Raw genomic sequence first — 18817 nt, forward strand, 5'->3', positions numbered from 1 at the left:
CGTCACGTCCGGTGCGGCGCGTCACACCAAGCGGCGGAACACCGGCTTCACCGGCCGCCCGGCAAGCCACGGAGTGGGGTCGGCGGAGTCCAGCGCCTTCCGGTACACCGCACAGGCCTGGGCCACCACCTCGACCGTGTGGTCGATGTCCGCGTCGTCGAGCGCGCTGCTCACCACGAACGAGGGGGCCAGCACCCCGCCCGCGAGGAGCCGGCGCAGGAACAGGGTCCGGTACTCCTGCGACGGCTGCCCGTTCGCGTCGAGGGTGGCGAACACCAGGTTGCTGGCGCGGCCCCGGACCACGACGTGCTCGCCGACGCCCATGCCGGCCGCGGCTTCGCGGACACCGGCGGCCAGCCGCTCGCCGAGGGCGTGCAGCCGGGCGGTGACGCCCTCCTCGACGTAGGTGGTCTGCACGGCCATCGCGGCGGCCAGCGAGTGCGTTTCCGCACCGTGCGTGGTGGACAGCAGGAACACCCGGTCGCCGGAGTGCCGCAGCCCGCCCCACTCCATCAGGTCGCGGCGTCCGGCCAGCGCGGAGACGGCGAACCCGTTGCCCAGCGCCTTGCCGAACGTGGAGAGGTCGGGGACGACGCCGTACAGGCCCTGGGCGCCGGCCTCGGACCAGCGGAGGCCGGTGATCATCTCGTCGAAGATCAGCACGCAGCCGTGCCGGTCGGCCAGCTCGCGCAGACCGGCGAGGTAGCCGGGCGGCGGCTCGGTGTGGCCGGCGGGTTCGAGGATCAGGCAGGCGACCTCGCCCCGGTACCGGGCGAGCAGCTCCGCGGTGGCGGGCAGGTCCCCGTACGGGAACGCCACGGTGAGCTCGGTGGTCGCCGCCGGAATGCCCGCGGACATCGGTGTGGTGCCGATGAACCAGTCGTCGACGGAGAAGAACGGATGGTCGCCGCAGAGGGCCACCCGCGGGCGCCCGGTGACGGCGCGGGCGAGGCGCACCGCGGCGGTGGTGACGTCGGAGCCGTTCTTCGCGAACTTCACCATGTCCGCGGTCGGCACCGTCGCCAGGAAGCGTTCCGCGGCCTCGACCTCCACGATGGACGGCCGGACGAAGTTGCTGCCGCGGTCGAGTTCCCGCCGCACCGCGTCGAGCACGCGCGGGTGGGCGTGGCCGAGGCTGACCGACCGCAGGCCGGAGCCGTACTCGACGTAGCGGTTGCCGTCGACGTCCCACACGTGGGCACCGCGGCCGTGACTGATGACCGGCGCCAGGTCCTCGGGGTACTGGTCGTCGCCCTTGGCATAGGTGTGCGCGCCGCCGGGGATCAGGGTGTGCAGCCGCTCGTTCGCCAGCCGCGACTTGGGGAGGAGGAACTCTTCGGTATCCACGCCGACTTCAGCCTTCCAGGTGCTTGAGGACCTCGGCCAGGCTCGGCGCCTGCCGGTCCCGCGGGGACATCGAGGTGACCGGCAGCGGCCAGGGGACGGCGAGCTCCGGGTCGTCGAAGGCGATCGTCACGTCCTCGGCCGGATCGTGCGGGCGGTCGATCCGGTACGAGGTGTCCGCGGTATCGGTCAGCGCCTGGAAGCCGTGCGCGCACCCCGCCGGGATGTACAGGGTCGCCTGGGTCTCGCCGGACAGCTCGAAGAAGGCCCGGCCCAGGTAGGTCGGCGAGTCGGGCCGCAGGTCCACGACGACGTCGAAGATCCGCCCGTACGAGCACCTCACCAGCTTGGCCTCGCCGGCGCCGGAGCGCAGGTGCAGGCCGCGCAGCACGCCCCGGACCGAACGGGACACGCTGTCCTGGACGAACGCGCCCGGGTCGAGGCCCACCGAGCGGACCACGTCGGCGTCGAAGGTGCGGCAGAAGAAGCCGCGCTCGTCGGCGTACGACGTCGGCTCGAAGAGGTACGCGCCGGCGATCGCCGGCACTCCGGTCGCTTTCATGGGGCCTCCTGCCGGGCACGGGCCCCGGCGCGGTCGGACGTCGGGAACAGGGCGGTGGTCAACTCGGCGAACTGGTCGTCGAGTTGCGCGGTGGCGAGCAGGTTGCGCTCGATGAGCGTGCGCCGCAGCCGTGCCGACTGCTCCTCCAGTGCACGGAACTGCCCGAGCAACCGGTCGGCGTCGACCTCGCGCGCCGGATGGCAGTACGCGCCCAGGCCCATCCGCTCCATGAGCGCGTCGCTCTTCGCCGCATAGCTGAGGGCGAGCGTCGGCGTGCCGACCTTCAGCGCGCAGACCAGGTTGTGGTAGCGGGTCGCCACCACGGTGTCGGCGGCAGCCGTCTCCTTCATGAGGTCGGCCAGAGAGGCCACCTCGGCGGCGGTGACCAGCGACGAGTCCACCGCTTCGAGGATCGCGGCGACCACCGGTGCGTCGCACTCGTCGCCGGTGAGCAGCCGGACCGGCCTGCCGTCCTCGACCAGCGCGCGGACGAACCGGATCGTCCCGGCGAGGTAGCGCCGGTGGATCTCCTCGGCGTGGGCGCGGTCGTCGTCGCCGCCGTGGAAGTCCATGACGCCGACGCAGACCGTGCCCGGCGCGCCCGGGTGCGCGATGGGGGTACCGCCCTGCTCGCGGAGCGCCTCCCGGCCGAAGGCCGGGGGAGGGGCCGAGAGCCCGGCGGGCGGCGGCGTCGGCAGGGCGAAGGCGAGGTCCGGGTAGACCCCGTCGCGCGCGGTGTTCACGCCCATCGCCCGCATCGCGTCGCGGGACGGGCCGTCGCGGTACGACCGGTACGCGGCCAGCCGCGCCGACCCGCGGACCAGGGCCCGGGTCGGCCGGCTGCCGATCTCGGCGGCGCCGACGCCGACCAGCGCGACCCGGGTGCCGAACAGCCGGCCGGACGCGCAGAGCAGGAACAGCGCGTACGGGAAGCCCCACGGCCGCAGCGGCAGCGTGGCCTCCAGGACGCCCATGCCCGGCACGATCACCACGTCGTGCCGGCGCACCCAGGCGGCGGTGCGGAAGGCGTCGACGAGTTTGCCCAGCCCCTTCGCCGCGATCGAGGCCGCCCGCGACGCGGTCCGGTACTCCCCGCGGTACCAGTGCAGCCGCGTCGCGGGAATCCCGTACCGGGCCGCGACGACCTCGGGCCCGCCGCACAGCGCGTCCACGACCGCCTCCGGGTGCGCGGCGCGGAGGTAGCCGAGGACGGCCTCCAGCGACCCGTCGTTGCCGAGGTTGCCGGAGCCGAGCAGGCCGAACACCCCGACGCGCACCGGGGTTCCACGTCCGGAGATCACGCCTGCCTCCCCTCCCGGCCGGCCACGAGCGCGTCGACGGAGACGGTCGGCAGGGCCGCGTCGACCGGGGCGCGGTCCTCGACCCGCTCGCCGGCGCCCGGCCGGGCCCGGCTGGCCATCCACGCGGCCAGGTGGCCGAAGCACGCGCGCCGGTCGGCCGCGGACAGCGGCGCCCGCCGGATCGCCGCGACGAAGCCCCAGACGTACTCGGCGAGCAGCCGGGGCGTCGGGTGCAGCGGGCCGGCCCGGCGCGGGTCCAGGTTGACGCACCGGGAGCGCTTGGAGGGGTTCGCCCGCTCGGCGCGGGTGGGGTGGTCGCGGCGGAAGTACAGCAGCTCCGGCACCTGGTGGAACGGACCGTGCAGGGCGATCTCGGCGACGAACGTGCGGTCCGCGTGGTGGTAGCTGTCGTGCGGCTTCACCCGGCGCAGCACGTCGGCCCGCAGCACCCCGTAGAAGTCGTCGCCACCGGGCTCGAACAGCATGCTGCGGAAGCGCTCCGGTGCGCGCGGCGAGTCGGTGGCCAGCCCGTACTCGTACGGGACCTTCACCTTCCCCTCGCCGTCGATCACGGCCTGGCCGCTGTGCGCGAGGATCACGTCCGGCCGCTCGTCCAGTGCCTCCACGCAGCGCCGCAGCAGGTCCCGGGCGTACAGGTCGTCGTGCGAGGCCCACTTGAACAGCTCGCCGCGACACTCGGTGAACACGTGGTTGTGGTTCGGCGCGGCACCGATGTTCCGGGGCAGCCGGAGGTACCGGATGCGCGAGTCCCGCGCGGCGTACTTGAGGCAGATGTCCTGGGTCCCGTCGGTCGAGGCGTTGTCGGAGATGACCAGTTCGAAGTCCTCGTAGGTCTGGCCGAGCAGGGCGTCGAGCGACTCGGCCAGGTACTCCTCGCCGTTGTACACGGGCAGGCCGATGCTCAGCCGGGGTTGGGCGTTCAAGGCGTCCTCACTTCGCGGATGGGGTCTGGTTGGTGCGCGCGCAGGGCGGAGCGCAGCTGCAGCCACCACACGGCCGAGCTGCCGACGGTCGCGGCGGCGACGCCCCAGGCGGAGCCGACCGTGCCGGCCAGGGCCGCGCCGCCCAGCCCGCCGCCGACGTAGCAGGCGGAGGCGAACAGCTGGCAGCGCAGGCTGCGCCGGGCCGCGCCGAGCGCGCGCAGCCCGGCGGCGGCGCCGGTGCCGAGGCCGGCGCCCGCCACGCCGAGCGTGGCCGGCACGATGAGCTCCGAGGCGGAGTGCCAGACGCCGCCGAGCACGAGCGCGCCGGCCCGGTCCGGCACCAGCAGCAGCGCGGCGCCCCAGAGCAGTGCGGCGGCGGCCTGCCCGCCGCCGAGCAGCAGGCAGAACCTGGCGAGGCGGTGCGGGGCCCGCCGCAGCACCCGTGCCGCTTCCGCGACGGTGACCAGCGACAGTCCCATCAGCAGCGCGAGGAACGGGCCGAGCAGCAGTTCGGCGCCCCGGACCGCACCCACCGCGCCGACTCCGGCGATCGCGCCGAGCCCGTACGCCCGCAGCTGGCCCGCGCCGCTGAGACTGACGTTCTCCACCAGGTACCGGTAGCCGAGGTCGCGCTGCTCGCGCAGCCACCCGGGCGCCCCGGCCGGCCGAGGCCGGATGCCGGACTGGAGGCAGCCGTACGCGGCGGCCACCGCGGCGGACGCGCCCCAGGCGAGCACGAACGCGGCCACGCTGCCCACGCGGGCCGCCACCACCATGGCCGGGACGAGCGCGACGCCCCACACGACGTCGTTGACGAACGCCTTGCGCCCGGCGCCGGCGGCGAAGAACGCGAACCGCCAGGCGTCCTGGAGCAGCAGCGCCGGCAGGACGACGCCCAGACAGCCGAACGCGGATCCCACCCGGCCGCCGAGGCCGAGCCCGACCAGCAGACACACCGCGCCGAGGGCGGCGCCGACACCGAGCGCGGCACCCGACGCCCTGGCCGCCGCCGCACGCCAGGGCGCGTCCGCCACACCGCTGAAACGGACCACGAGCGGGTCGGTGGCCAGCCCGCGGGCCACGTTCAGCACCACGCCGTAGGTCAGCCACGCCAGGCTGAACACGCCGAAGGCGGTCAGCCCCAGCGAGCGGGCCACGTAGAGCCCCACCGCGAAGTTGGTCATGCTGGAGGCCGCCTGGTCGGCCAGTCCCCAGGACAGCCGGCCCACCATGGCCCGCCTGGCGGTGGGCCGGGCGGGCCCGGCGCCGCCCACCGGGGCCGTCGGCTCCTCCCTCTCGGTGGTCATCGGCGTCACGCCTTGATCAACCCGGCGCCGCGCAGGGCGCCGGCCGCGACCGCGACGGTGTCGAAGGGCAGCCCGGACCGCTCGGCGACGTCCAGCAGACTGTGCTCGCCGTCGGAGAGACTGAGCACCCACAGCATGGCCATCTGGGCCTGCTTGGCGTCGCTGCGGCCGCCGAGCGAGTCGTACAGCCCGCGCCGGCCCAGCTGCGGCTCGCCGTGGGGGCTGAGGTTGAGGTACCGCCGGTTGCCGTCGAGGACGGCGAACGCCTCGCGGCAGACGGCGAGCGTGTCCGCCATCGCCTCCGGGGAGACGAAGTCCGGATTGTCCGCCGAGGTGTGGTACTCGGGGTAGCCGGCGTACGGGGTCCGGCTGAGCGAGCCCACGCCGAGATCGAAACCGGGCGAGCAGAACTGCCGCTCGTCGTAGCCGTACGGAGTGAACTCGGTGACGCGGTGCGGCCGTTCGGAGGCGGCCAGCACGTGCCGCAGCACCCGGTCGATCTCCGCGTCGCCGCGCCTGCTCTGCTTGTACGTCAGCTGCCCCGGGTCGCCCGCGCAGGCCAGCACCAGCCCGTGCTTGACCCGCTCGATGCGCTCCGCGTTGCGGGCCAGCCAGGTGATCGCCCCGATGGTGCCGGGCGCGTAGATGAACCGGTAGGTGTAGTACGGGGTCTTCTGCTCCGCCAGCGCCCGGGCCAGGAACGTCGCCACCGCGATGCCGGCCAGGTTGTCGTTGGCCAGCGACGGGTGGCAGACGTGGCAGGAGACGATCACCTCGTCGGCGACCTGCCCGGGGACCACGTGCTCGGCGTAGGTGAGGTGGCCGTCCGCGAGCGTCGAGTCGATGCGCACCTCGTAGTCGCCGTCCGGCAGCGCGTCCAAGGTGTCCTGGGCCAGGCAGAACCCCCATTGCGGTGTGTAGTAGCTGGTGCGGTACGGCACCCAGGCCGGGTGGTCCGGCAGGGTGTGCAGGTGCGCGCGGAGCTCGGCCAGCGGCATGGTCCGCGACACCGGCACGCTGTAGCCGAGCACGTGCAGGCTGGACGCGGCGAAGTCGACGACCCGGTTGCCCGCGGCGTCGGCGACGTACGCGTCCCGGATGTTCCACTCCTGCGGCACCGTCCAGTCGAGGACCTGCGTCCCGGTCGGCACCTCGTGCACCTGGAGCGGAACGTACTCGCCGACGATCTCCAGGGTGGCGCGCACACCGTCGCCGGTGATGCTCCGGCACAGCGGGTACAGCCGCTCCACCAGCGCGTGCATCTCCTCGCCGACTGCGGTCACGGGCGCCACCGCAGGGTGTCGTCGACGGCGCCGGCGTCGGACGCCGCGCGCAGCACGGCGAGGCGGGTGAAGCGCCGCTCGAAGTCCTCTCGGGTCAGCCCGTGTTCCCGGTAGGCGTCGGCGAGTTCGAGCGCGCCCCGCTTCACCGTCCACTCGCAGTCGAAGCCGGGCAGCGCGGCGCGGAACCGGGAGAAGTCCACCCGGTACGACCGCGGGTCGGCGCCGTTCTCCCCGGTGATCCTCACCTTCGCGCCGGACACCGCCTCGGCGACCTGCTCGGCGATCTCGGCGACCGTGACGTTGTTGGTCTCGCTTCCGATGTTGAACGCCCGGTCGTGCACCGCTTCCCGCGGCGCGCCCAGCGCGGCCGCGAAGGCCCGCGCGATGTCGGCGGCGTGCACCAGCGGCCGCCAGGGGGTGCCGTCGGAGAGCACCAGCACCTCGCCGGACAGCAGCGCGTGGCCCACCAGGTTGTTGAGCACGATGTCGGCGCGCAGCCGGGGCGAGTAGCCGAAGGCGGTGGCGTTGCGCATGAACACCGGGCTGAAGTCCCCGTCGGCCAGCGCGTGCAGGTCGTCCTCCACCCGCACCTTGGACTCCGCGTACGGCGTCACCGGGCGCAGCGGGGCGTCCTCGGTCACCAGGTCGTCACCGCCGGCGGCGCCGTACACCGAGCAGGTCGACGCGTACAGGAAGCGCCGCACTCCGGCGTCGCGGGCCAGCCGGGCCAGCCGTACGGAGGCGTGGTGGTTGATGTCGTAGGTGAGGTCCGGCGCCAGCGATCCCAGCGGGTCGTTGGAGAGCGCGGCCAGGTGGATCACGGCGTCCACCCCGGCCACGTGCTCGGCCGTGACGTCGCGCAGGTCCACCCGGTGGCCGGGCGGGTCCGCGGGCTGCGGGCCGAGGACGCAGTCGGCGAACAGGCCGGAGTCGAGACCGACGACCTCGTGCCCGGCGGCCGTGAGGAGCGGGGCCATCACGGTGCCCAGGTAGCCCTGGTGTCCGGTCAGCAGTACGCGCAAGGTTCATTCCCCCAGATCGAGAGTGAGTTTGGTGACGGCGAACGCCTCGGCGTAGCGCGCGTGGCATTCGATGCCGCGGATCCGTGCGAGGCCGAGGAAGGCCTCCCGGTCGTACCAGGGCCGGTGCCGCTGCGAGGGGTAGTGCTCCTGCAGCAGCCGCACCTTCTGTTCGGCGACCTCCGGCGACAGCGGCTGGTAGGCGTTGGGACGGCCGAGATCGCCGTCCCACTTGACGATCTCGTAGCCGAGGACGAGGTGGTCGCGGAACGCGGTGGGCAGCAGCCGCGCCAGGCCGCGGTGGTCCTGGTGCGCGTCGTCGGTGCGCGGCGCCAGCACCAGGTCCGGCGCCGTCTGCCCGCGCAGTTCCTCGACCGCCGCCTTGGCCTCCTCCCAGTGCGCGGGCATCCGGCCGTCCGGCAGTTTGAGCACGGTCAGCCGCAGGTCGGCGCCCGGGCAGAAGGCGGCGAGCGCGGCCCGTTCCTCCTCCTCGCGCTCGCCGCCACCGCCGGACAGCACCAGCGCGTCGATGCGCACACCCGGCCGCGCGAGGCACAGCGTCAGCAGCGTGCCGCCGGCGCCGATGGCGATGTCGTCGCAGTGCGCCCCCACCGCGACGACCTGCTCCACGGGCCGCCCGGCCCCGAGCCGTATCACGCGGTCCTCGCCGCGGCGCCGTCCCCGCCGACGGCCGCGCCCGCTCCCGCGCCGCCCCGTTCCCACACGGCCCACGGGCGGTCGCCCAGGGCGTATGCGGCGTCGAGGGAGGCCCGTTCCTTGACGGTGTCGGTCGGCTTCCAGAACCCGCGGTGCTGGTGCGCCACCAGCCGTCCCTGCTTGGCCAGTTGGGCGCATCCGTCACCGACCAGGTCCCCGTTCTCGGGTATGTGGTCGAAGACCTCCTGGCGGAGCACGAAGTAGCCGCCGTTCTCCCACAGCGGCAGTTCGCTCACCGGGGTGATGCCCCCCACCAGGCCGTCCTCGCCCAGGTCCACGCAGTGGAACGAGGACTGCGGCGGCACCACCATCATCGACGCCCCGGCGTCACGCCGGGCGAACCGGTCGATCATCTCCGGCAGCGGAGCGTCGGTGAGCACGTCGGCGTAGTTGGCGAGGAACATCTCGTCGCCGTCCAGGTGGTGGCGTACCCGGCGCAGCCGCTCTCCGATCGGCGACTCGATGCCGGTCTGCGCGAACGTGATGGTCCAGTCCGCGATGTCGGTCGACAGCAACTCGGTCTTCCCGCCCCGCAGCACGAAGTCGTTGGACGTCGTCTCCTCGTAGTTGAGGAAGAAGTTCTTGATGTGGTGGGCCCCGTACCCGAGGCACAGGATGAACTCCTTGTGCCCGAAGTGCGCGTAGTAGCGCATGACGTGCCAGATCAGCGGACGCGGGCCGACCATCGCCATCGGCTTGGGCACGTCGTCGGAGGAGCCGTTGCGCATCCGCATCCCGTAACCGCCGCAGAACAGTACGACCTTCACGACGTGACCTCGACAATGCTCAGTTCCGGAATGGGGAAGACCAGCCGGCCGCCCCAGGCGTGCACGAACGACAACTGCTCGACCAGCTCGTCCCGCAGGTTCCACGGGAGGACGAGCACGTAGTCCGGCTTGTCGATGCCGATCTGCTCGGGCGCCAGGATCGGGATGCGGGTGCCCGGGGTGAACCTGCCGTGCTTGTAGGGATTGCGGTCGACCGTGTACGGGAGCAGGTCGGGCCGGATGCCGCAGTGGTTGAGCAGCGTGTTGCCCTTGCCCGGGGCGCCGTAGCCGGCGACCGTCTCGCCGCGCTCGGCCGCCTCGATGAGGAACCGCAACAGGTCCCGGCGCACCTTGGCCACCCGCGCGGAGAACTCGGCGTACCCGGACAGCTCCTGCAACCCGGCGGCCTTCTCCCGGTCCAGCACCTCGGCCACCCGCCGGGACGGCTCGCCGGCCACGTCGGCGGGACGGGCCCACAGCCGGATGGAACCGCCGTGCGTGGGCAGCAACTCGACGTCCACGAGCGCCAGTCCGCCGCTCGCCAGCGCCCGGGCCGCGGACGCCACCGTGTAGTACTGGAAGTGCTCGTGGTAGATCGTGTCGTACTGGTTCTCCTCGATCAGGGTCAGCAGGTGCTGCACCTCGATGGAGACCCAGCCGTCGTCGGCGACCAGGGCGCGCAGCCCCCGGGTGAACCCGACCACGTCCGGGATGTGCGCGTACACGTTGTTGGCCACGACCAGGTCCGCCGGGCCGTGCTCGGCGCGCACCGCCGAGCCGGTGGCCGGGTCCAGGAACTCCGTGAGCGTCGGCACACCCGCCTCCCGGGCGGCGGCGCCGACGTTCACCGACGGCTCGATGCCCAGGCAGCGGATCCCCCGGTCCACCAGGTGCCTGAGCAGGTACCCGTCGTTGCTCGCGACCTCGACCACGAAGGAGTCCTTCTCCTCGGCATCGAGGCCCAGCCGCCGCACGGCGTCGGCGACGAACGTGCGCGCGTGCTCCACCCAGGAGGTCGAGTAGGAGGAGAAGTACGCGTACTGCGTGAACGTCTCCTCCGGCGTGATCAGCGGAGGGATCTGCGCGAGCCAGCAGTCGGTGCAGACCCGCAGGTGCAGCGGGTACGCCGGCTCCGGCCGGTCCAGTTCGTCCGCGGCGAGGAAGCTCTCACACGGCGGGGTCGCCCCCAGATCGACGACGCTCGCCAGCGTCGCCGAGCCGCACAGTCGGCATCGTGTCACTTACTGCCCCCATCCCTGCCCGCGCGGGGGTGCCCCGCCGCGAGCCAGCGTTTTCCGTTTCCTGCATGCGGCGCGCCGTCCCCGCCGCCGGACCGCACCGCGATCGCGCTGCGGTACCCCTCCACCAGGCGTTCCAGGCCGACGGCCGGGCTGAACCCCTGCTCGTAACGGCGCCGGGCCGCCCGGCCCATCTCCTGGCCGAGGTCCTTCTCCGCCGTGATCCGGCGCAGGCAGGCCGCGAGCGAGGCGGGCTCGCCCGGCCGGTGCAGCAGGCCGGTCACCCCGTCCTCGACGAGTTCGACGAACGCGCCGTGACCGGCGGCGACGGCCGGGACCCCGGCCGCCATCGCCTCCACGACCACCAGCCCGAACGCCTCCAGCCACGTCGAGGGAGCCACCACGGCCACCGACCGCGCGATGGCCTGCCGGCACCGGTCCGGGTCGTACAGGCCGACGTACCGCACGTCCTCCCGGCCCGCCGCCCAGGCGTTCACCTCCCCCTCCAGCGGCCCCGCGCCGGCGATCACGAGCGGCACGCCCACCCCGCCGCCCGCGGCGATCTCGTCCCACGCGGCCATCAGCAGCCGCACCCCCTTGGCCTCCGCGAGCCGGCCGAGGTAGAGCAGGTGCTCGCCGGCGCCCGCACGGCGGGCGCCGGGACCGGGGTCGGGCACGAAGTTGTGCTTCACCGCCAGCCGTTCGGCCGGCATGCCGGACCGCACCAGGACGTCGCGCTGCGCCGCGGAGATGCAGAAGAACCGCTCCACCCCCGACCACCAGCGCCGCCGGTTCACCGACAGGCTGACCGCGAGCGGCACCGTCGCCAGCCGGGAGTTCCGGTAGCAGCCGTGCCGGACGGCGGGCAGCGGCGTCGCCCCGACGCACTCGGTGCACGGCCGGCCGTCCCGCTGGAGCGTGCCGGGCGGGCAGACCTGCGTGTAGTTGTGCAGGGTGGCGACGGCGGGCACGCCCGCGTCGGCGCAGGCCGCCAGCACCGCCGGCGACAGCAGCGGGAAGACGTTGTGGACGTGCACCACGTCCGGCCGCCCGGTGCGCAGCCGGGCGGCGAGCTCCGCGCGGACCGCCGGGTTCCACGGCACCAGCAGCGGCAGCGCGGCCTTGGCCAGCAGGGACCGGGCGCCGATGTCGTCGCTGCGCCGCTCGAACACCTCGACCCGGTGGCCGGCCTCGCGCAGCAGCGCCACCTCCTGGTCGACCACGTTGTTCTCACCGCTCGGCTGCGCCGAGGCGTAGCGGTTGTGCACCACGAGAACGTGCATGCTCAGGTCACCTCCGATGTCCGGGCCCACTGCGGTCTGCGTCGTCGGGGAACGCCGGGCGGCGGGAGGGGAGCGGCCGCGGCGGGCGCCGCCAGCAGCGAGGCGGCCACGGTCAGGTGCAGCAGGTACGGCGAGGCGTCGCCCAGCCCGGCCTCGGTGTACGAGGCGATCGCGCAGTAACTGATCAGGAAGATCGCGCAGGCCCGCTGCAGCGAGGGCGGCCGCAGCAACGCCACGCCGCCCAGCACGACGATGAACGCCGCCACGATGGCGGTGCCGGTCAGCCCCTGCTCGTGGTACACGGACAGCCAGCTGTTGTCGATCGGCAGCCCGCCGAAGGACTTGTCGCCCAGGCCCGCGCCGAACAGCTGCTCCGAGGTCGTGCGGGGAGCCGCCAGCAGGGCGTCCCAGACCTTGGCCCGACCCGTGAGGTTGGAGAAGTTCTCCTGGCTCTGCCCGCGCAGGAACCACGCCTGGAGCGCGGAGTTGAACCCCACCGCGGCCACCGTCGCGCACAGCACCGCCCACGCGAAGAACCGGCGGGCGGCGGAGCTGGTCGCCACGAGCGAGCCGATCGCCAGCACCAGCCCGACGAGCAGGCCGAGCGTGGCCGTGCGGGTATGGGTCAGGGCGAGCAGCACCAGCGCCGGCACGACCACCACCGCCGCGCTGCGCCCGTCGGTGCGGCGGCCCAGGACGAGCAGCACGGTCAGCCCGATGATCACCGCCGCGTACTGGCCGATCTGCGGCGGGGTGAGCGGCCACAACGCGCCGACCAGCCGCCCGCCGTAGAGCTCGGGCATGGCCGCGCCCGGCGAGATGAGCAGGCCGGCGGCCACCGAGGCGAGCACCGCGAAGTACAGCCGGATGTGGTGCCGGACGAACCGCGGGCTGCCGTCCCACCAGCGGCTGAGCAGCCACAGCGTGCCGACGAAGAGGGCCAGCCGGGTGCAGCGGAACAGCGCGCCGAACCCGGACTCCAGGTTCACGCTGGAGATCACGCTCGGCACCAGCAGCAGCGTCAGCAGGAACAGGAAGGCGCTGGCCCGGATGCGCAACCGGAGATTGAGGGCGAGCGCCAGCGCGAACGCGGCGACCAGCGAGCCCATGGTGACCATCTGGATGAGGGAGCGCGGCAGCGGGACGACGGTCTGCGCCCCGGCGGAACCGAGCGTGTTGAGGATCAGCAGCCCCCAGACGATCCCGACGGCCTTCGGCGCACCGGGAGGGCTCGGTTCGGCGGCGGGCCGCGCGCCCGCGGAGTCCGGTGCGCCGGGCAGCCCGGCGCGCGTCAGGTCCTCGTCCATCTCAACCACCGGCCTGCGGCTGGAAGGTGCTGCCCGCGTCCTGCTGGTAGGGCGCGCCCTGCCACTGCCCGGAATCGAGTTCCCGGCTCGGGTCGTGGGCGACGAAGCTCCACGGCCCGAGGTAGACGTTGTCGTGCCAGCGGTTGTGCTGCGTGCGGGTGACCGCCTCGGCCACCGCTTCGCCCTTGTACGGCGACCAGTCCGGGTAGGTGCCGTAGTTGGCCAGCGCCGCCATGCGGCCGCACTTCACCGCGCACCCGACGACGGACGTGTCCAGCACGAAGCGGTTGTCGTGGATGTCCACCCGCTGGGTCTTCCACCGGCAGTCGGCGTACAGCGGTGCGGCCGCTATCGCCGGCTGCGCGCAGCGGTCGGTGCGGTCCACCAGCAACGTGCAGTCGCCGGAGGAGGTGTTGGCCGGGCTGTTGCAGAACCGGTCGGCGTTCTCCCACAGGGTGATCCCGGACCAGTTGTTCTCCAGCACGTTCCGGTAGATCTCGATCTTGTCCGTGCGGGCCCGGACCCGCGGCTCGCCGCCCGACTCCGACAGATAGACGGTCGCGAACGGGAAGGAGTCGCCGCGGTCGGCCTTGCGGCGGCCCTCGACCCAGTTGTTCCGCCGGATCGTGTTCCTCCGGATCACCGCGTTGTAGCTGGTCTCGTAGATCAGCGCGGCACCGTCGTTGGCTTCGAGCACGTTGTCCTCGATGCGGAAGTCGTTGTTGTTGGTGTCCGCCCACAACCCGGGCCCGCGGTTGTCGTGCACCCAGTTGCCGCGTACGTCGGCGCCGTCGACGGCCCAGAACTTGACGCCGCCGGTGCAGCCGCAGCCCGGCCGCCGCCGCTCCCAGTCGTCGGTGTTGTTGGCCACGATCTCGTTGCCCTCGACCACCAGGCCGCTGATGGGGTCACCGGACTTGTACGCGTTCAGGCCGTACTGCCCGTTGCCGCGCAGGCAGTTGGCACGGACCCGCTGGCGGGCACCGGCCATCAGCCCGGCGCCGGCGTTGTGCTGGATCGCCGTGTGCTCGATCACCCACCCGTCGGCCGAGTCGTGGTTGACCACGCCCTCGTTCTGCGGCGCGACGAAATTCTGCACGGTCAGGTAGCGGATGGTGACGTTGCCGGCGCCACCGCCGAACGCGTACTGGTTGGTCTTCCGGCCGTCGAACACCGCGCCCGGCGCGCCGAGGTAGCTGTTCCCCGCCTTGGGGATGACCTGGGCGTACCGGTCCGGTTCGAGCCGGTGCGTCCCCGGCCGGAGCCAGAAGGTGGTGTGCGGCGGGCTGCTCTTGGTCTTCGCGGCCAGGTCACCGACCACCGCGGGGTCGACCGTCACCGCCCCCGCCGGCGCCTTAGCAGGCCCGGGCGCGGGTTCGGCGCACACCCGGGCCACCGCCGGGGCGGGCGCCGTGGGCGTGGCGCGCGTACCGGCCGGCCCCGACGGGGCGTCCGGCGCGTCCGTACAGCCGGCCGCGGCCAGCAGGAGCAGCGCCAGCGGTGCCGCCGGCCACGCCCAGTGCCGCCTTCCCATCCTCACGCCCTCCCCTCCCTAGCCGTGGAACCTGAGTACGGTGGTGAACCCTTCCGACGGCCCGGGGCCGCCGGCCTGGCCGGTGCCGACCAGCGTGGTGGCGGGTTCCTTGCGTCCGAAGCCGGGGGAGTACCAGCCCAGCGGCGGGTCGCTCTCGCCGCGGTGCGCCCGCCAGGACAGCTGCCCGGGCAGGTCGAGCACGGCGGAGCGGTCCTCGCCGTCCCGGGTCCAGGTGAGTACGGCACGGTTCCCCACCAGCTCCGCGGAGATCGCCGGGCCGAGGTGGAACGCCAGCCGTACGGGCCCGCCCGCGCCGCGCACCTCGTCCACCACTCGCAGCTCCCGCGTCGCGGCGGTCAGCTCCACCCGGCGGCGGTGCACGGATCGCCGGTAGCCGTCGTGCTCGGCGCACCAGCGGGCCGTCCCCCCTTCGGAGGCGCCGGCCGGGTCCACGGCCAGGACGCGGGTGCGGGCGTGCCGGGTCCACAGGAACGGGCCGCCGGAGACCGACTGGTCACCGCCGCCCCATTGCAGGGTGTTGTGGCCGAGGGTCGAGCGGAAGTACTGCCGCCACTCGGGCTGCCCGTGGTAGCAGTACGTCCCCGGGTCGGCGAGCACGTCGACGCCGTCGTGGCGGACCTCCACGGACAGCGCGTCCGCGTGGGCGTGCGCGGCGATGGACAGGAACCCGTGCGGACCGCCGTCGCAGCGGCACCAGATCCCCGCCGGACCGCGCAGGACGGTCAGCCCCGCGTCGGCGAAGTGGGCCGGCCGGCTCGCCGGGCGGGTCACCGCCGGTGCGGCGGGCCGGACGAGCGCCGCCAGCAGCGGGGTGCGCACATCGGTGCCGGTCACCGCGGGCCACCAGGCGAGCCGGCCGAACACGGCGTCTCCGGTGGCCAGCAGCGAGGCCCAGCGGTCGGTGTCCGCGCCGTCCACGACCAGACCGTGCCCGTCGTCCGCGTCCCCCTGGCGGGGCGGCCGTAACCGGTCGTCCACGACGGCCGCGAGCGCGTCCGTCATCCGCAGCAGCACCGTCCGGACCGACCCGGGCACCGGCACGCCGGCGGCATCCGCCTCCGCCACCGCGGCCAGGCCCAGCTCCAGCACGAGCCCGTGGTACTCGGTCGCCAACTCGCGGTTGAGCCCGGACGGGAAGGTGTTGCCGCGCAGATGCCGCTCCAGCGACCGCAGCGCGCCGGCCCGCCAGCGCGCCGAGTCGGGGAACCACCCGAACGCGCAGGCCGCGGCGAACTGCCCGGCGGCCTCGGCGATGACGTGGTTGTTCGCCGAAGACCCCCGGCTGGGGAAGGCGGCCAGCCAGCGCTGGTGGTGCCAGATCTGGCTCACCGCCACCGGGTTGCCCTCGAACAGCCCGGCCGCGCCCGGCCAGCCGTCGAGGAGCCGGCGGATCCACACCCAGGACAGCAGCCGGATGCCCAGCTCGATGCCGCTGATCCAGTGCACGCCGCTCAGCGGCGGGTTGGCCGCCCACCACGACCGCAGGTGCGCGGCCACGCGCTCGGCGTACCGCTCGTCCCCGGTGACCGCGTAGGCGGCGGCGAGGACGGTGAGGTACTGGTGCCGGGACAGCTCCCAGATCTGCTTGACGTCCCCGGCCGCGTCCTCGTCCCGGTAGGGCACGTCGAAGGCGTAACCGGACGGAGCCCGCCGCCCGGTCTTCGGGTCGTACGACCAGTCCGGGTCGGCCAGGTCCTCGCGGTCCACCCCGAAGTGCCGGGCGTGCCCCGCCATCAGCCGGTCCGCGTCGGCGATGAGACGCTTCGCGGCGTCCGGCGGCACCGCGGCGACCGCCCGGGCGGGCAGCACCGCCGTGAACGGGGCGCCGATCACGCTCGGGCAGGCCGGCAGCGCCGACCGCCACCGCCGACGGCGCACCGCATCGCCCACCCGGCCGCCGACCTCCCGCGGCCCCATCCGGGACAACCGCCGCAGGTACCAGCCCGCGCTCATGGTCATCGGGCCCTCGCCAACGTCACCGGCGCGCCGCCGGCCACGGCGGCCTGTACGGCGAGGGTGGCCGACGTGGTGGCGACCAGCGACTCCAGCGGCACCGGCATCGGACCGCCGGTCCGTACGGCCCTGATGAACGCGGCCAGCTCGGCGGCCTGGCCCTTGTCCCTGGCCTTGGGCAGCCGCGAGCTGACCCACCGCTTGCGGCCGTACACGCTCGCGCGCACGAAGTCGTCGAGCTTGAGCACCTTGCCGTCCGCGACGAGGTCCAGCGTCTCCTTGGGGAAGCCGGGCGCGCCGGTGGTGACGTAGCCGATGGTGGCGGTGGACCCGTCCGGGTAGCGCAACACGACCTGCAGGTCCTCGTTGCCGGCCGGGGCGACCGCGTACACCGAGACCGGGTCGGCGTCGAGCAGCCAGCTCGCCGTGTCGATGAAGTGCCCGCCCTCGCCGGCGAACCGCGAGCCCTCGGTACCCTGCTGGAGGTACCAGCTGCCGTGCCCGAGCCGGCCCGCGTTGACCAGGTAGCGCAGGCTCGCCGGACCGGTCCGGGCCCCGAACCGCTGCCGGGCCTCCCGCAGCAGCGGCGCGAACCGCCGGTTGAAGCCCACCTGCAGCCGGTCGTTGCCGGACTCCTCCACCGCCGCGAGGACACCGGCCAGCTCGTCCTCGGTGAGCGCCAGGGGCTTCTCCACGAACACCGTCTTGCCGGCCAGCAGCGCCTTGCGGGTCAGTTCGGCGTGCGAGCTGTGCCGGGTGACCACGAACACCGCGTCGATCGCCGGATCGCCCAGCACGGCGTCGAGATCGGTGGTCGCCTGGGCGAAGCCGAACTTGCGCTGCGCGTTGGCTGCGGACAGCGCCGTCGTGGTGACCACCGTCGACATCGTGACGCCGTCGCGCCCGGCCAGGTGCGGCAGCAGCATCGACGTCGCGTAGTTCCCCGCCCCGACGAACGCCAGCCGCACCGGCGCGTTGGTCGACCGTGCCGCAGCGGACGCCCCCGCGCCGCCGCGCCGTACCGCGGGCACGGTCACCACCGGGGTCTGTGCCTGCTCGTCCCCGTCCGCTGCCGCTTCCTCTTCCGCCGTGTGGTCGGGGTAGCGGAACAGCACGGCCACGGCCTTCAGCTCGCCGTCCTTCAGACGCTCGTACGTCTTGACGGCGTCGTCGAAGTCGGCGATGTGGGAGATCAGGGGTTCCACGTCGATCCGGCCGCGGGCGTGGAGATCGAGGAAGCACGCCAGGTTGCGGCGCTCGGTCCAGCGCACGTAGCCGATCGGGTAGTCCCGCCCGTCGAGCTCGTACTCCGGGTCGTAGCGCCCGGGGCCGTAACTGCGCGAGAACCGGACGTCGAGTTCCTTCTCGTAGTACGCGTTCCACGGCAGGTCCAGGCGGCACTTGCCGATGTCGACGACCCGGCCGCGGTCCCGGCTCAGCCGGGCGGCCAGCTCGACGGGCTGGTTACTGGCGCCGCCGGCCGCCAGGTACACCTGGTCCACGCCGTGACCGCCGGTGAGCTCGGCGACGGCGGCTTCCACGGCCGCCGACCCGGGATCGCCGCAGGCCGCGGCGCCCAGGCGCTCGGCGAGCTCGCAGCGCACCGGGTCGGGGTCGACCCCGACGACGCGGACTCCCGAGGCGGTCAGCAGCTGCACCACCAGCTGCCCGATCAGCCCGAGTCCGATGACCAGCGCCACCTCACCGAGCTGCGGCTCGCCCTGGCGGACGCCCTGCATCGCGATCGACCCGACGGTGCCGAAGGCCGCGTGCCGCGGCGCGAGGCCGTCCGGCACCCGGGCGTAGAGGTTCCTCGGCACCCAGTTCAGCTCGGCGTGCAACGCGTGCTCGTTGCCGGCGCAGGCCACCAGGTCGCCGACCGCCACGTCGTCGATCCCGGCGCCGACCTGCTCGACCACCCCGCACAGCGAGTAGCCCAGCGGCGTGTACGAATCCAGCTTGCCCATCACCTTTCGGTAGGTGGCGGGCAGCCCGTTCGTGGCCACGCTCTGCACGACCTTCGCCACCTGGTCCGGCCGGGAACGGGCCTTGCCCACCATCGACATGCCGGCCTCGGACACCTTCATGAGCTCGGTGCCGGTGGATATCAGCGAGTAGACGGTCCGCACCAGCACACCGCCCGGCTTGCACCCCGGCACCGGCACGTCGAGCAGCGCCAGCTCGCCGCTCTTGTAGTTCTGCACAACCTGTTTCACCCGAAGTCCCCTTGTTCCTCA

15 protein-coding genes are annotated in these 18817 nt (G+C 73.6%); all 15 read right to left on the reverse strand.

The features are described from left to right. Positions 1-21: 21 nt before the first annotated feature. From OG764_RS35315 to OG764_RS35385, 15 genes are read right to left on the reverse strand one after another with little or no spacing between them, the layout of a single operon-like run. A complete protein-coding gene (locus OG764_RS35315) occupies positions 22-1347 on the reverse strand; it encodes a glutamate-1-semialdehyde 2,1-aminomutase (RefSeq protein WP_328972426.1) in 1326 nt (441 codons plus the stop codon). Between the two features lie 7 nt (positions 1348-1354). After that, a complete protein-coding gene (gene rfbC, locus OG764_RS35320) occupies positions 1355-1906 on the reverse strand; it encodes a dTDP-4-dehydrorhamnose 3,5-epimerase (protein WP_328972427.1) in 552 nt (183 codons plus the stop codon). After that, positions 1903-3207 (reverse strand): polysaccharide pyruvyl transferase family protein, encoded by a 1305-nt coding sequence (locus tag OG764_RS35325; RefSeq protein WP_328972428.1) that lies wholly within the window; start codon positions 3205-3207, stop codon positions 1903-1905. Before OG764_RS35325 ends, rfbC begins: the two co-directional genes overlap by 4 nt. Next, positions 3204-4151 carry a glycosyltransferase family 2 protein gene (locus OG764_RS35330; protein WP_328972429.1) on the reverse strand — a complete coding sequence of 316 codons (948 nt, stop codon included), beginning with the start codon at positions 4149-4151 and terminating at the stop codon, positions 3204-3206. Before OG764_RS35330 ends, OG764_RS35325 begins: the two co-directional genes overlap by 4 nt. Beyond that, positions 4148-5458: a hypothetical protein gene (locus tag OG764_RS35335; RefSeq protein ID WP_328972430.1), complete on the reverse strand. Its 1311-nt coding sequence runs from the start codon at positions 5456-5458 to the stop codon at positions 4148-4150. Before OG764_RS35335 ends, OG764_RS35330 begins: the two co-directional genes overlap by 4 nt. 5 nt (positions 5459-5463) lie before the next feature. After that, positions 5464-6750 carry a DUF4910 domain-containing protein gene (locus OG764_RS35340; RefSeq protein ID WP_328972431.1) on the reverse strand — a complete coding sequence of 429 codons (1287 nt, stop codon included), beginning with the start codon at positions 6748-6750 and terminating at the stop codon, positions 5464-5466. Then, positions 6738-7763 carry an NAD-dependent epimerase/dehydratase family protein gene (locus tag OG764_RS35345; RefSeq protein WP_328972432.1) on the reverse strand — a complete coding sequence of 342 codons (1026 nt, stop codon included), beginning with the start codon at positions 7761-7763 and terminating at the stop codon, positions 6738-6740. Before OG764_RS35345 ends, OG764_RS35340 begins: the two co-directional genes overlap by 13 nt. Before the next feature lie 3 nt (positions 7764-7766). Further along, a complete protein-coding gene (locus tag OG764_RS35350) occupies positions 7767-8417 on the reverse strand; it encodes a PIG-L deacetylase family protein (RefSeq protein ID WP_328972433.1) in 651 nt (216 codons plus the stop codon). Continuing rightward, positions 8414-9244 carry a glucose-1-phosphate cytidylyltransferase gene (locus OG764_RS35355; RefSeq protein WP_328972434.1) on the reverse strand — a complete coding sequence of 277 codons (831 nt, stop codon included), beginning with the start codon at positions 9242-9244 and terminating at the stop codon, positions 8414-8416. Before OG764_RS35355 ends, OG764_RS35350 begins: the two co-directional genes overlap by 4 nt. Then, on the reverse strand, positions 9241-10485 hold the full coding sequence (locus OG764_RS35360) for a class I SAM-dependent methyltransferase (RefSeq protein ID WP_328972435.1): 1245 nt from the start codon (positions 10483-10485) through the stop codon (positions 9241-9243). The genes OG764_RS35355 and OG764_RS35360 overlap by 4 nt, the downstream gene beginning before the upstream one ends. After that, positions 10482-11765: a glycosyltransferase gene (locus OG764_RS35365; protein WP_328972436.1), complete on the reverse strand. Its 1284-nt coding sequence runs from the start codon at positions 11763-11765 to the stop codon at positions 10482-10484. Before OG764_RS35365 ends, OG764_RS35360 begins: the two co-directional genes overlap by 4 nt. Positions 11766-11767: 2 nt before the next feature. Further along, positions 11768-13072, reverse strand: coding sequence for an O-antigen ligase domain-containing protein (locus OG764_RS35370; RefSeq protein WP_328972437.1), 1305 nt, complete (start codon positions 13070-13072; stop codon positions 11768-11770). Position 13073: 1 nt separating this feature from the next. Then, positions 13074-14606, reverse strand: coding sequence for a right-handed parallel beta-helix repeat-containing protein (locus OG764_RS35375; RefSeq protein ID WP_328973272.1), 1533 nt, complete (start codon positions 14604-14606; stop codon positions 13074-13076). 18 nt (positions 14607-14624) lie between these two features. Further along, positions 14625-16586, reverse strand: a complete 1962-nt coding sequence (locus OG764_RS35380; RefSeq protein ID WP_328972438.1) for a heparinase II/III family protein — start codon at positions 16584-16586, stop codon at positions 14625-14627. Then, complete coding sequence (locus tag OG764_RS35385; protein WP_328972439.1) at positions 16583-18796, reverse strand: bi-domain-containing oxidoreductase; 2214 nt, start codon at positions 18794-18796, stop codon at positions 16583-16585. The genes OG764_RS35380 and OG764_RS35385 overlap by 4 nt, the downstream gene beginning before the upstream one ends. Positions 18797-18817: the final 21 nt, after the last annotated feature.

This window comes from Streptomyces sp. NBC_00239 (assembly GCF_036194065.1).
Taxonomy (GTDB): domain Bacteria; phylum Actinomycetota; class Actinomycetes; order Streptomycetales; family Streptomycetaceae; genus Streptomyces.

Excerpts from the sequence above, each read along its gene's own strand:
- OG764_RS35370 (WP_328972437.1), bottom strand. The coding sequence starts at position 13,072 with ATGGACGAGGACCTGACGCGCGCCGGGCTGCCCGGCGCACCGGACTCC.
- OG764_RS35380 (WP_328972438.1), bottom strand. The coding sequence starts at position 16,586 with ATGACCATGAGCGCGGGCTGGTACCTGCGGCGGTTGTCCCGGATGGGG.
- OG764_RS35335 (WP_328972430.1), bottom strand. The coding sequence starts at position 5,458 with ATGACCACCGAGAGGGAGGAGCCGACGGCCCCGGTGGGCGGCGCCGGG.
- OG764_RS35375 (WP_328973272.1), bottom strand. The coding sequence starts at position 14,606 with ATGGGAAGGCGGCACTGGGCGTGGCCGGCGGCACCGCTGGCGCTGCTC.
- rfbC (WP_328972427.1), bottom strand. The coding sequence starts at position 1,906 with ATGAAAGCGACCGGAGTGCCGGCGATCGCCGGCGCGTACCTCTTCGAG.
- OG764_RS35365 (WP_328972436.1), bottom strand. The coding sequence starts at position 11,765 with ATGCACGTTCTCGTGGTGCACAACCGCTACGCCTCGGCGCAGCCGAGC.